This is a genomic window from Sneathiella sp. (assembly GCF_002694385.1).
GTDB lineage: Bacteria > Pseudomonadota > Alphaproteobacteria > Sneathiellales > Sneathiellaceae > Sneathiella.
In genome coordinates this window covers 1-13,030 of the sequence record NZ_NZMB01000026.1, presented here as the reverse complement: position 1 = coordinate 13,030, position 13,030 = coordinate 1, and the positions used below count along the sequence as shown (strand labels likewise).

Sequence of the window (13,030 nt, the reverse complement as noted above, 5' to 3'; positions counted from 1 at the left end):
GGCCGCCAGCAATCCGGGGTTCTCCAAGATTGTCATAGGCTTTGTCTCTCCCGGGAGCGTCAATACGGCTCTCGAACCGTTGCGTATGGCGAAAAAGCTTGATCCATACCGGGCCACTGCCCGCATGGCACTGGAGCCCTGGCTTGTCGAGGCGGCTCTTGAACGCCTCGGAGGCGATCATCTGACGCGTGAGGAACAGCGCACCGTCGTAAAGGCTACGCGTACCTCCTGGAAGGTCAACTGGCCGGACTGGTGGGAAGTGTTGCCGTAGGGAATTCAGGCTCATAACCTGAAGGTCGTTGGTTCAAATCCAACTCCCGCAACCAAATAAATCAAGGGGTTAGCTGAAAAGCTAGCCCCTTGTTTTTTGCATTTGGCACAATTTTGGCACAGTAAGACAAAAATTGGCACAGTTACCGACAGCAAATCTCAACAGCCAGCGATCGAGCCGAGGTGGTTGAAAATTTTGCAAACTCACCCCATAATTTTCGTGATGACGCGGGGTGGAGCAGTCCGGTAGCTCGACAGGCTCATAACCTGAAGGTCGCAGGTTCAAATCCTGCCCCCGCAACCAAATTAAACCCATCTAACTCAATCAGTTAGGTGGGTTCTTGCGTTAACACACTCATCCATAAAATCAAATCTGGAAGCAATACGGAAGCACATGAAATAAATTCAAAGATGCGTGGTCCAGCGATAGTGAATATCATCAACAACGAAAGGATGTGAATGACGTCTTTTGTTACCTAAATGGGGATGATCCAGTGGCAGATTGTGATGTGTATGTTCAAGAATCTCGGGATCATCTTTCGGCCACAGGTGCAATGCAATTCCAAGGCCTGTCCCGGAAATAACGGTCAGCGCCAAAAGCGTAACGGTGGTTCCAGCCTCGGCCATCAGCAATCCCGCTGTCGGATAAGCAATAAGCCAACATCCATGCGATAAGGCAAATTGTGCAGCAAAGATAGCAGGGCGATCTTCAGCATGTGCTGAACGCCGCAATAGACGTCCGGTAGGCGTCAATACAGTTGAATATCCCAAGCCGACAAAAAACCACGCAGCAAGCAGTGCCGGCCAGCTCAACCCTGTCGAAGTGACAATAGCGGTCAATGCTATCAATACGCTGATCATCACAAATCCACCGGCTGTCATAACGGTCCGGTCCGGAATTCTGTCCAGTAAATAGGGTAGCAAGAGAGCGGCAAGCATCGACCCAGCGCCAAACGCGAACAATGTCCATGCCAGCGCGCTGTCGGACATTTCGAGCGAACCACGGACCAAAACCACGGAATTCACCAATACCATGGAGCCTGCGGCAGAAGCTGCAAGATTCAATGCTAGCAACCCACGTAAACGCGGCGTCGCCAGATAGATACGAATTCCTCGAGTTGTACGGTCATAGATGCCGCGTGGCTGAGATGGGTTGGGACTAGGCAGGATAATCGATAGGATAAGAAGCCCGGACGCCGCGAACCCGGCGGCAGTGCCTATAAAAAGAGAATTGTAACTCATGATCGACAGGCAGATAGCCGCAAGTATTGGGCTGACAATATTTTCCAAATCATATGCCAATCTGGAGAGTGACAGTGCCCTCGTATAGCGGTCTTCTTCGGGCAGTATGTCCGGGATAGTTGCCTGAAAGGTAGGGGTAAAAGCGGCGGAGGCTGATTGCAGCAGAAAGATCAAGGCGAAGATTTGCCAAATTTCAGTGACGAAAGGGAGGCAGAGTGCGGCGGCAACGCGTATGATATCCAGCACGACCAAAAAGGCGCGCCGGTTAATTCTTTCCGCAAAGCCAGCCGCCACCGGGGCTATACTGACATAAGCAACCATCTTAATTGCAAAGGCAGTCCCTAGGACTAAACTCGCGTTATCACCAGCCAAGTCATACGCCAACAATCCCAGAGCTACCGTCGCTAGTCCCGTTCCAATCAGCGCCACTATTTGCGCACCAAACAGATGGCGATATGTTCTGTCAGCTAAAATTTCCAGCATCAGCAAAAATCACAAATATTTGGCAATTGCCTTAAGCTCTGTGCGATCGGCATCCGAGCCATCTGCGTCCAGACAGTGGTCCATGTGATCATGAATGAGGACGCGCTTTGCATTGGTAATTGCTTTCTCTACGGCTTGTAATTGTTGCGCGATATCGAGACAGGGTTTGCCGATTTCGATCATTTCTATCACGGCGCGCAAATGGCCATCCGCCTTTCTTAATCGAATAATTACTGCTTCATGGCTTGCGTGCGTGTCATATTTTGTCATATACATACAATATCCTCCCCCCTAGGATGAGGCAAGATAGTATATTGTGTATTGGCGAACGAGTGATCGACAAGCAAGTAAAGTCCAGCATTTCATTTGTTGAAAAGATGCGACGCATATGCATTGCAATTTTGTGTCTGACAATTACGATATGGTGTGTTGCGCCCGCGCCTTTACACCAACCAGTCACGACTGAATCTTTGCTTCAACAGGCAGAAATGATAGCGGATCACGGCCATACACATGGCCAGGAAGAAAATCTCTATCATGTTTTGCACGGCCACAGCCATGATGTGGCTGAACATGATCATAGTATTGCTATAATGCCTACCCTGAATATGGCTCAACTGACCATAAACCCTATCGCGCTTGTACGTCGTGAATTTCCACCCGAAAATCCATGGCATGTATTCCCGTTTGAACGGCCTCCAAGGTCTTGATGGTTGCCGCGTATAGCGTGGCTAACGCAGTTTCATCTATACATTTCGGAGATTTTTTAATGATCAAACTCAACATGGGTTGGAGTGGATTGTCTTTACACCGGGCTATTTTCTTCTCCTGCCTTGTTATAACGATTCTGTCATTGAGTACAGTTCATGCTATGGCTCATAATGTTACGGAAGGTGACGCCGGTTATATTCAGGAGATTTGGGGAGTGAACCTGATCCCCTTTATGTATCTCGGCGCCAAGCACATGGTGACAGGTTATGACCATATCCTGTTTTTATTCGGCGTCGTGTTTTTCCTGTACCGCCTTCAACATGTTGCCATCTATGTAAGTCTTTTCGCCTTGGGTCATTCCACGACTATGTTAGCGGGAGTTTACTTCGGATGGAATGTAAACGCTTATATCATTGATGCGATAATCGGTCTTTCGGTGGTTTACAAAGCTCTTGATAACCTCGGTGCGTTCCAGCGTTGGTTTGGATTTCAGCCCGACACCAAAGCGGCAACACTCATCTTCGGGTTTTTCCATGGACTGGGTTTAGCCACCAAGATTCTCGATTACAACATCTCACCTGAAGGCCTATTACCCAATTTGATCGCCTTTAATGTGGGCGTTGAATTAGGGCAGATACTTGCACTCTGCGCTATTCTGATTGCCATGGGTTATTGGCGTCGAACCGTCGGGTTCTGGCGGCACGCCTATACCGCAAATGTTGTGATGATGTCCGCAGGCTTTGTCCTGATGGGATACCAGATCACCGGATTTTTTGTTTCCGCCTGATATTGCGGAAAAATGGAGAGACAAATGCATAATTCTCAAAAACCTGATGTAAACGAACTACCAAGCTCCAAGCAGCTCCTCAAATCCACGATAATCGCCTTTATGGCGGCCATCGTTATCCTTGTTACCGTCGTATTGCCAGCAGAATACGGTATCGATCCAACGCGGGTTGGGCGTCTTCTTGGGCTTGCTGAGATGGGCGAAATAAAGGCCCAGCTTGCAGAGGAGGCTGAACAGGACAGGTCGCCAAGCGAGGGGACCGATAAACAGTCGAGTGTGTTTGACAACATTTTTAGTCTGATTATTGGCACTGCACATGCTCAGCAAGCAAAAGACACGTGGAAAGATGAAATCACTTTTTCTCTCGAGCCCGGCCAAGGCATTGAATGGAAACTTGTGATGGAAAAAGGCGCTGTTGCTGAGTATCAGTGGGCTGCTGAAAATGGCCGGGTAAATTTTGACCTTCACGGTGATGGCGGAGGTCAATCGATCAGCTATGAAAAGGGAAGGGGAAAGACCGGGGCAGAAGGTGAAATCGTTGCCGCGTTTAAAGGCAATCATGGCTGGTTCTGGCGCAATCGAGACAATCAGGATGTAACCATAAAATTGCAACTGCGTGGTGACTACAGCGAGTTAAAGCAGACATATTAAAATAGTTAACGCCTGCGGGATACCGCAGGCGTCCTATTGCTTGTGGTGGGGCTTCCCGTTTCTCGTATCTATAATTATTTTTGGCGTATTTCGTGAATGGAACCCTTTATGCAGTTTTCACAGGTGATTGGCTCGATCTTATTAGCAGGCTATCTATATCTAACCAGCAATAAACACATACCGCCGTTCTGCCTTTTCGAGCTTGGAATAGAAATAGTTGGTATCCCGGCACAAACTTTCGTGCACCAGCTTTTGCACCGTCTCCGGCAGGGTTTCCGGCGTCGCCGCTTGCCTATCCTCCAGTATCGCCGCATAGGAGGCGGAGAGGCCTGTTATTTGCCGCCCGAGCATCTCTGCATGTTCATGGCGAATAATCTCCTTCACGGCACTAGGAGAAGCGTTGCAGGCCATTTCAAACAGATCGGATTGCATTTCCTGCCGTACCCGGTGCCACAGCGGATCAATCGGCCATCGGGCGCGATTGGTATCGCTTGATGGAATGCAGTAGCGAATGGCGGAGAGGGTTTCCTGCATCAGATCGCCGAGCATGTTGTCAAGATCGGCCCATTTGCGGATATTCCACCTGTCTTTCAAATGCGTTTTGCCTGCCCGGAGTTCAATGCGCCAGACTTGGGCGGCGTCCCTGTCTTTCGGATCAAGCGGCGAAAGCCCTTCCGCCTCAAGATTGGCGCTCCAGATTTCCCACCATTCGGCTTTTCGCTTGGCGATAACGTCCGCGCGCTTGTCATAGACATTAATCTGCCGCCCCGGCATTTTGCCAATACGCACGCCGGTCACTCGCCCCGAGCGGCCATGAGCTTCCATTTCGTGGTTATCAACCCGGCTGCAATTCGAATGCATGACAAAATGCTTTGGGAAAAGCTGAAAGCCGGGAGCAACAAAATCAAGGCAGTAATCCACCCGGCCAATGCTTTCCGCGCCGTCCGCATAGGGCGCGCCAATGGCTTCCATAAAGTCGAACAGCCGGGCCCGGACACCGCCTAATCCATAGAGGGCCAAGGCAAGGGATTTAACTGAAACCCGAATACCCCATGGATCGCGGGGATTGGGTTTCTTGAAGAACCAGACGGCGCCGTCCGGGCCTGTATCCACTCGGTAGGCGTAGCCTCCCTGTGCGCCGCTTTCGGCCACATGCATCAAGGCCCCGTTATAGTCAAGCAATTGCTCCCCATGGGAGGCGGCAGCTTCTTCTTTTGCCGTTTCCAATAGCGCCGCTAGTTCTTCCGGAATGCGTGATTGGAAGGCGATATCCAACCCGTCAAAGCCTTTATGGACCAGTTTCATCATGATTTTCTCCTTATTACTTCCGTGTATTTCTGGAGGGGGGTGTTACAAGACCCCCCGTTTACGGATTTGTTCCGTTGGTTTGCATCAATGGTTTTGGGTGCGCTCCGCGCAGGGGAAGCTTTTAGGGGTTTTGAGGGCGGGGCAGGAAAGGGGGAGGGCTTGGCTTGCGCTACCGCCCCCCTTAACCTTCAAGGCTTTGGCAAGCCGGGGCGAAAGAGTTTTAAGCTGCGGAGGCGGAAAAGTCCGCCTCGGAGGTGCTGGAAACGCGGTGTGCTTCCGCCCAGGCAATCAGATCGCGGCGACGATAGCGAATGGCCCGCCGCGAGGATTTGATAAAAGCGGGACCGCCGCCGCGTACCCGCCAGTTCTGCAAGGCCCGGACGGTATAGCCCAGAAACTTGGCCGCCTCGGTTTCCTTGATCATGCTGTCCAGATACTCTGAATTGTCGCTGATATGTGTCATTCAATTTTACCTTTTACGTTTATCTGCCGCGACATTGCGGTGAGGTGAGTTAAAGGCAAAATCAGCGTAACGTCATCCAAATGCGCTGTCAGAAAACCGGATCAATTTTGTTCCGGTTTTCTGTGAGTGCTGGTTTTTGCAATAACTGTTCGCATGGCGGTCATGATTTCAGCATCGGTAAAATCGCTTACTGGCATTAGGAAATCCTTCACGAAATCAAAGGCCGGGGTCATGGCGGCCCCTTGATGATAATCGAGGGTGAAGGGCCGCCCCAGACTGCCCTCCCAGACATGCCAAAGATAGTCGATGCATTTTTCCAGCCCGACATTGCCGGGTCGCCCCCTCGGCAGTTTAGCGCGTTCCAGCTTCTTTTGTAGCGAGGTTCTGAATAATGAAGCGGACGTTTCAAGAAACTCTCGCTCATCCCGCATGAGAGAAAGAGGATTGTTTGTCGTGATCTTGGCCCGTCGATCATATAGCTTCATTATATCGTCGAGGAAAATATGGCCGCCGATACTTTCTATGTTTTGTATCGACGCTTCCAAGCGGGTGAGCTGATCAAGTGCTTTCTTGATATGGTATTTTTCCTGCCGGTTCCGTTCTTCTTCGCTTTGCCTTACAGGATACTGTTCCAACGCTATCAAAGCTCGCGCGAAAAGATGCCGGATTTGTGCATCCTCCGTATCGACTTCGTACGTATAGCCATACTCTTTGAGACGTTCCGCCGGGTAATTACTGATAAGGAATTCTTGAAATTTAGACATATTTGCTTTCGTATCGTTACGTAGAGGTGCATCTATCTATTTCATGGGCATGATCAGGCATTCTCGTAAAGAATATCGATAACCGGGCAGTCCGTCGCGATTCCGCCCGCGCATTTATCGGCGGCGCTTTCAAGCACGGAGCGCAACCGGGTCAATTCTTCAATCTTCCTGTTGATTTCTTTCAGATGCCTGACGGTGACGGACTGCACTTGTTCGCATGTTTTATCATTGCCGATCAAGGATAAGAGCTGGCGTATTTCGCTGATTGAAAACCCAAGTGCCCGTGACCGCATGATAAAGGCCAGCAGCCTCAAATGATCATGAGAATAGCTCCGATGCCCGCCATTGCTTCGCGGCGGCTCCGGGATCAGACCAATACGTTCGTAATATCGTATCGTTTCGATATTGCAGCCGGTTTCCCGGGACAGAGCGCCGATGCCAAAGTTTTTTATGCTCATTGTCAGAATTCCCTTGTACCTGTAGCGACTACAGATTGTAGCATACGGGGATGCAAGACAAGAACCTGCTTAAAATCGGGATGGTCGGGACGGTAATAACGGCGCTCTGTTGCTTTACGCCGCTGCTCGTTATCCTTGTCAGCGCCGTTGGCCTTTCGGCAATTTTGGGAGTGCTGGACATTGTGTTGCTGCCCGCGCTCGCGATATTTATAGGAATTACGGGTTACGCCCTATGGAAACTCAAGCACAAAACATCGAATTGACCTCGACCCTTACCTGTCCGGAATGCGGGCACAGCGAAGCGGAAACCATGCCGACGGATGCCTGTCAGTGGTTTTATGAATGCAAGGGCTGCGGCCTTCTTCTGAAGCCCAAGGCAGGGGATTGCTGTGTCTATTGCTCCTATGGAACGGTTGCATGCCCGCCGATACAACAGGGCGGCAACTGTTGCGGAGCCGATGGGGGTGACGCGGATTAAAGCTGACGTTCAGTCCGGCCATTAGGCACCGGCTTAATCACTGCCAAGGCAGTTATCGGAAAATGATTTTCCCTATACGTTACGATACGTATCTTTTCGATTCCGAACCATACCAATCAATACGAGGAATTATGCGATTGCGCCGCCCTTCAACAGCCTCGCCAGCTCACTCGATACGCGTTCGGCGGCATTCTGCATGGGATCGTCGGCAAGATGGGCATAGCGGGCGGTGGTCTGTACCTGACTGTGCCCCAGCAGCTTGCCGATCATCGGCAGGCTCTCGCCCGTGCCGACGGCTGTTGACGCAAAGGAATGACGAAGGTCATGGAGACGTACGTCTTCCAGCTTGGCCGCCTTGCGTATCCGCCGCCATGGCTTCTGCATATCGGTGATATGGGAGCCGGGGAGCTTGCCGGTGATGACATACGGATTGTCTTCGATACGTTCTATCTCCGATAACGCCACCAAGGCCGCCGGTCCGAGATAGACCCGTTTCGCGCCGGTCTTTGACTCCGGCAGGAAAGCCGAGCTGCCCTTGATAAATTCCCATTTGAGGGTTTGTATCTCGCCAAGGCGGCAGCCGGTCAGTATCAGCAGGCGAATGCAGTTGATCGCCGATTGTGATTCAATGCCTTCCTTTTCCAGATCAATCAGCGTCTGGCCCAGCCGGGAAAGCTCTTCGCCGCTCAAATAGCGTTCGCGTTTCTTCTCTTCATATTTCTTGACATGGCGGCAGGGGTTGGAGTTATCAGGACGGAAGCCCCAGACTTCCGCCTGATTAAACATGACAGAGAGAACGCCAAGTGTTCTATTCGCCTGATAGGGCGTGTCCCGGTGCTTGTGATGCAGATCGGCGATATCGCTTCGCTGCACGTCCTCCACCTGCACAACGCCAAAGGCGGGCTTTATAAAGAGGTCCATGCAGCGCCGGTATTCCTTCGCGGTGCTTTCCCGGCAATGCGACGGCACATAATCCGACATAAAGCGTTCGCAAAGTTCGGACACCAGAACCGCCCCGCGCTTGCGCTTGGCTTCTTCCGCAGGGTTTGCCCCATGGGCAACGCCCGCAAGCAGCTCACGGGCCTTCTCTCGGGCTTTTTCGGCGGTTACCGTGCCGTATCGCCCCAGCCCCTTCCGCCGGGTGCGTCCGCCGCCGTCCCGGTATTGAATGAGGAATGTCTTGCGCCCGGACGGCAGTACCCGCAGGCCATATCCGGGCAGGGTTTCATCCCAGACAAAATAGTCTTTCTCTTTCACTAAAAGGCCGTCAATGTTACGCTTGTTCAGTCTCATATTCGCTTCCATCTCTCAATCTGGAAGCATAATGGAAGCAAGTGACAGCGAAAATCAAGATATTTGTGAGAAGGCAAGAGTAACAGTTACGTAGAATATTATAATTATAACAACGCTATATGTCGAATCATGCGACTATATGGTAAATCGCGATAATCCATATAATCTAACTCATAACCTGTAGGTCGCAGGTTCAAATCCTGCCCCCGCAACCAACTTTTACATTTGCGTCGCTGGGCTTTGCTTCGCGATCGAAGCAACAGCCGAGTTGTGTCTGTCTCTAGGTTTTTCTAGCTCAGCCAACTCGAGGGAGGGGCGAAATGAGAAAAATCGACACTGGCATTCAGCTGAGCGCGTCTGATTTAGTCGGACATCTAAACTGCCGTCATCTCACTGCGCTCGATATTGGGGTTTGTGAGGGGACTCACTCAAAGCCTCACGTATGGGACCCGCTTCTTGAAATCCTTCGAGAAAGGGGGCGACGCCATGAAGATGCGTTCATACAGTACCTGAAGGACCAGGGCTTAACCTCCGCCCATATCGAGGGGATCGATATCACGCCGTCTGCCGTTGCAGCCACTCGTGAAGCGATGGAAGCCGGGGTGGACGTTATCATTCAAGCCGCCATGCAAAACGACCGTTGGGCGGGTAGGGCTGACGTATTGAGAAAAGTCGCTTCCCCAAGCGATCTTGGTGACTGGTCGTATGAAGTAATTGATACAAAACTAGCGCGTGAGACAAAGGGCGGGTCGGTACTCCAGCTCTGCTTCTACGCCGATCTCTTAGAAAAGATGCAAGGTCGCCACCCAGAGAACGTGCATGTCGTTGCTCCGTGGTCTGACTTTGAGCCACAAAGCTTTCGTTACGCAGACTACGCAGCATTCTTTCGCCGCGCAAAAGCCGCTGCCGAAGCGGCGACAAACATTGACGACGTTGAAGAGTGTTATCCCGATCCGAAAGCGCATTGCGACGTTTGCCGTTGGGCTGAGCGTTGCGACAAGCGCCGCCGTGACGACGACCATCTTTGTTTGGTCGCCAACATCTCCAAAACGCAGATCAGCGAACTTCAGTCCAAGGGCATCACGACGACCGCTGCGTTAGCGGAGATGCCCGTTCCGATCCCGTTTACTCCCGAGCGCGGTTCACCTGCTTCATTCGAGAAAGCCCGTGAGCAGGCACGTATTCAGATAGAAAGTCGAGAATCCGGCGAGTTGAGATTCCAGATGCTTCCTGTTGATCCAACGACAGGCCTCTGTCTCCTTCCCGAACCTTCAGACGGTGATATATTCTTCGATATCGAAGGCGATCCATTCGTCGGCGAACATGGCCTCGAATATCTTTTCGGATATCAGTATCGCGATGAAAGCGGCGAAATCGTCTATACAGGCGATTGGGCATTTGATCGCGACGGCGAGAAAGCAATCTTTGAGAGCTTCGTCGATTTTGTCACTCAACGACGAGAGCAATACCCAGATCTCCATATCTATCACTTCGCACCATACGAGCCAGGCGCTCTCAAGCGTCTAATGGGGCGCTACGCGACCCGTGAAGATGAAATTGACAATCTCCTGCGCGGCAAGGTCTTGGTTGATCTCTACAGTGTTGTGCGAAACGCGCTCCGCGCCGGTGTCGAAAGCTACTCGATCAAGAAGCTCGAGCAGCTTTATGGCTACACTCGCGATGCCGATCTCAAGGCCGCGAACCTTGCGTTGGCAAGCTTGCAGGCAGGCCTTGAACTCGGCGACACAGAAGCGATCACTGACGAAGACAAGGCGGTGGTCGAACTCTACAATCGCGATGATTGCGCCTCCACGCTTGCTTTACGCGATTGGTTAGAAGAGCGGCGGGCTGAGCTCATTGCAGACGGCAATCACGTTCCCAGGCCAGAGCCCGGACAAGACGGGCCTAGTGAGGAATTGAGCGAGCGCCAACAGCGCGTTCAAGAACTGGTCGAGCGATTAATCGAAGGGATTCCTGTTGATCCAGAAGCTCGCTCAGCCGAGCAGCAGGCAACTTGGATTCTCGCCTATTTGCTGGATTGGCACCGAAGAGAGGACAAGGCCGCGTGGTGGGAATACTTCAGGCTGGCGGCGCTTACGCCGGAAGAATTGACACATGAACGCGCGGCTCTGTCAGGCTTAGAGTTGATCGCAACCGTTGATGAAACGGCGAGAGGCATTCCGACGCACAGATACCGCTTCCCCCAACAAGACACCGATCTTCGGGGCGGCGAGACACTACAAAGTGCTGGCGGCGAAAAACTTGGTGAAGTTGTTGAGATTTCGTCGGAAGATCGGACGGTCGACATCAAGAAGATGGGCAAGACCGCCTCTGAGCATCCTGTCGGAGTCTTCGCACACACCATGTACGGGAGTAAGGAGCAAGCGGACTCTCTGCTACGGCTTGGTGAGTATGTCGCGGACAACGGCATTACCGGCGATGGGCCGTACAATGCGGCACGCGCGCTGCTCTTGCGGCTTCCCCCTAACTTAGACGGCGGTCAAGTCCGTGACGGTGACGAGGACACTCTTCAAGCTGCTTTGAGAGTAGCGACCGCATTGCATCCGGGGGTCTTCCCCATCCAAGGTCCACCTGGCACGGGTAAGTCCTTCACAGGCGCGCGCATGATCTGCGAACTCGTCTCCGAAGGTAAGCGTGTTGGGATCACGGCAAATAGTCACAAGGTCATTCGAAACCTTCTCGACAAGGTTGTTGAAGCTGCTGAGGAGGCTGGCATCGATCTCAAGTGTGTTCAGAAACCCAAAGAGATGGAGCCGGATCAGCCTCGCCTCACCTTCGCTAAAGACAATAACGCTCTCTTGTCAGCTTTGGCCTCGGGTCGTTGTCAGGTCGCCGGAGCGACCCACTTCTTATGGGCGAGGGCCGATGCTCAAAATACTCTGGACGTTCTGGTGGTGGACGAAGCAGCGCAAATGTCTCTTGCAAATGTGGTCGCCGTTGCCCCGAGCGCGGAAAGACTTGTTCTGCTCGGCGATCCCCAACAGCTCGATCAGCCGACGCAAGGAACGCATCCAGATGGTGCTGGCGTGTCTTCCCTTGAGCACGTCCTCGGCGACGAGCACACGATCGCAGAAGACTGCGGATTGTTTCTCGAAAATACCTGGCGATTGCATCCAGACATAAGCGAATTCACTTCAGAGCTGTTCTATGACGATAAGCTCGCATCGGTCGCCGGTTGCGAGCAGCAGGAAATCAGATCGGCTGGCATCATCCAAGGTAGCGGCTTGCGCTATCTGCCTGTCGATCATGCTGGCAATCAAAGCTCGTCGATAGAAGAGGCCGAGGCGGTTGCATCATTAGTGAATCGAATTCTCGCAGATGGGCCGACGTGGATTGATCGAGATGGTTCCGAGAGGCCTGTGACCCTTGACGACATTCTTGTAATCGCCCCTTACAACGCGCAGGTTTTCGAAATCCAGCAACGTCTTCCGGGCGCACGTGTTGGCACCGTCGATAAGTTTCAGGGGCAAGAAGCTCCAATTGCGATCTATTCGACCGCGACATCAAGCCATTCCGACGCGCCACGCGGGATGGAGTTCCTCTACAGTGCGAACCGTTTTAATGTCGCCACATCGAGAGCGAAGTGCGTTGCGATCCTCGTTGCATCCCCACAAATCTTTGAAGCAGAATGCAGGACGCCTAAGCAAATGCAACTCGCGAACGCGTTTTGTCGTTATCTCGAGCTTGCACAAACTATACGTCTTTGAAGTGAGAGCTTGATGCTAGCTAAGCACAGGATTGACCGATAAAACGGTCATATCGCGCTGATTTGACCTATGTGTCGGTCAATATGATTGACATCATTATCGCCTACACCCATAATGACTTATGAGGCGGTCAAATCGCGTAGATTTGACCTATGAGTCAATCAAACGGGTTTGAACGATGCCAACACCAAAGCGCACCTATGCACGCTACACGACTGAGGGAATTGCCCTGCTGGGCAAGATGATCCGTCATGGGCGCAAGCAGCGCAAGATGACCGAGGTGGAATTAGCCGAACGGTGCTGTCAGAGGAAAACTGCTTGATGGGGATTTGCTCGTCGACTAGCCTCCGAGCATGACAAAAAAGAACCCATTTCGCTATTTCAAAACCTCTCC

The 13,030-nt window shown here is 52.0% G+C and carries 13 protein-coding genes, 1 tRNA gene and 1 pseudogene; 8 read left to right on the top strand and 7 right to left on the bottom strand.

The features are described from left to right. Together CMN55_RS16585 and CMN55_RS16580 are read left to right on the top strand one after the other, a co-directional pair. Window positions 1-271 (top strand): annotated as a pseudogene (locus CMN55_RS16585) (DUF5681 domain-containing protein); the annotation flags it as partial. Between the two features lie 226 nt (window positions 272-497). Continuing rightward, window positions 498-574 (top strand) — tRNA-Met (locus tag CMN55_RS16580). A gap of 101 nt (window positions 575-675) precedes the next feature. Here CMN55_RS16580 and CMN55_RS16575 read toward each other — a convergent pair. After that, on the bottom strand, window positions 676-1,995 hold the full coding sequence (locus CMN55_RS16575) for an MFS transporter (protein WP_293951350.1): 1,320 nt from the start codon (window positions 1,993-1,995) through the stop codon (window positions 676-678). Window positions 1,996-2,004: 9 nt separating this feature from the next. After that, entirely contained in the window at window positions 2,005-2,265 is a 261-nt protein-coding gene (locus tag CMN55_RS16570) for a metal-sensing transcriptional repressor (protein ID WP_293951348.1), read from the bottom strand. A gap of 499 nt (window positions 2,266-2,764) precedes the next feature. Between CMN55_RS16570 and CMN55_RS16565 the strand changes: the two genes are divergently transcribed. After that, window positions 2,765-3,493 (top strand): HupE/UreJ family protein, encoded by a 729-nt coding sequence (locus tag CMN55_RS16565; protein ID WP_293951346.1) that lies wholly within the window; start codon window positions 2,765-2,767, stop codon window positions 3,491-3,493. A gap of 24 nt (window positions 3,494-3,517) precedes the next feature. Next, the gene (locus CMN55_RS16560) at window positions 3,518-4,144 is read left to right on the top strand and encodes a transmembrane anchor protein (protein ID WP_293951344.1); all 627 of its coding nucleotides are present in this window, start codon (window positions 3,518-3,520) and stop codon (window positions 4,142-4,144) included. A gap of 159 nt (window positions 4,145-4,303) precedes the next feature. On the opposite strand, the gene CMN55_RS16555 is transcribed toward CMN55_RS16560, so the two are convergent. The 4 genes from CMN55_RS16555 to CMN55_RS16540 all read right to left on the bottom strand — a co-directional run bounded on the left by CMN55_RS16555 (window position 4,304) and on the right by CMN55_RS16540 (window position 7,137). Continuing rightward, window positions 4,304-5,452, bottom strand: coding sequence for a hypothetical protein (locus CMN55_RS16555; RefSeq protein WP_293951342.1), 1,149 nt, complete (start codon window positions 5,450-5,452; stop codon window positions 4,304-4,306). 220 nt (window positions 5,453-5,672) lie between these two features. Further along, the gene (locus CMN55_RS16550; protein ID WP_293951340.1) at window positions 5,673-5,915 is read right to left on the bottom strand and encodes a helix-turn-helix domain-containing protein; all 243 of its coding nucleotides are present in this window, start codon (window positions 5,913-5,915) and stop codon (window positions 5,673-5,675) included. Between the two features lie 101 nt (window positions 5,916-6,016). Continuing rightward, window positions 6,017-6,679 carry a hypothetical protein gene (locus CMN55_RS16545; protein ID WP_293951338.1) on the bottom strand — a complete coding sequence of 221 codons (663 nt, stop codon included), beginning with the start codon at window positions 6,677-6,679 and terminating at the stop codon, window positions 6,017-6,019. 53 nt (window positions 6,680-6,732) lie between these two features. Then, window positions 6,733-7,137 (bottom strand): MerR family transcriptional regulator, encoded by a 405-nt coding sequence (locus CMN55_RS16540; protein ID WP_293951336.1) that lies wholly within the window; start codon window positions 7,135-7,137, stop codon window positions 6,733-6,735. A gap of 50 nt (window positions 7,138-7,187) precedes the next feature. Between CMN55_RS16540 and merF the strand changes: the two genes are divergently transcribed. Together merF and CMN55_RS16530 are read left to right on the top strand one after the other, a co-directional pair. Beyond that, window positions 7,188-7,400, top strand: coding sequence for a mercury resistance system transport protein MerF (gene merF / locus CMN55_RS16535; RefSeq protein ID WP_293951334.1), 213 nt, complete (start codon window positions 7,188-7,190; stop codon window positions 7,398-7,400). After that, on the top strand, window positions 7,370-7,615 hold the full coding sequence (locus CMN55_RS16530) for a GDCCVxC domain-containing (seleno)protein (protein WP_293951332.1): 246 nt from the start codon (window positions 7,370-7,372) through the stop codon (window positions 7,613-7,615). The genes merF and CMN55_RS16530 overlap by 31 nt, the downstream gene beginning before the upstream one ends. A 129-nt stretch (window positions 7,616-7,744) precedes the next feature. Here the strand turns inward: CMN55_RS16530 and CMN55_RS16525 are convergent, their stop codons facing one another. Beyond that, on the bottom strand, window positions 7,745-8,908 hold the full coding sequence (locus CMN55_RS16525) for a tyrosine-type recombinase/integrase (RefSeq protein WP_293951330.1): 1,164 nt from the start codon (window positions 8,906-8,908) through the stop codon (window positions 7,745-7,747). A 320-nt stretch (window positions 8,909-9,228) separates the two neighbouring features. On the opposite strand from CMN55_RS16525, the gene CMN55_RS16520 reads away from it, so the two are divergent. Together CMN55_RS16520 and CMN55_RS16515 are read left to right on the top strand one after the other, a co-directional pair. After that, on the top strand, window positions 9,229-12,636 hold the full coding sequence (locus tag CMN55_RS16520) for a TM0106 family RecB-like putative nuclease (RefSeq protein WP_293951328.1): 3,408 nt from the start codon (window positions 9,229-9,231) through the stop codon (window positions 12,634-12,636). Between the two features lie 178 nt (window positions 12,637-12,814). Next, complete coding sequence (locus tag CMN55_RS16515; RefSeq protein WP_293951326.1) at window positions 12,815-12,958, top strand: hypothetical protein; 144 nt, start codon at window positions 12,815-12,817, stop codon at window positions 12,956-12,958. The last annotated feature ends 72 nt before the right edge of the window (window positions 12,959-13,030 follow it).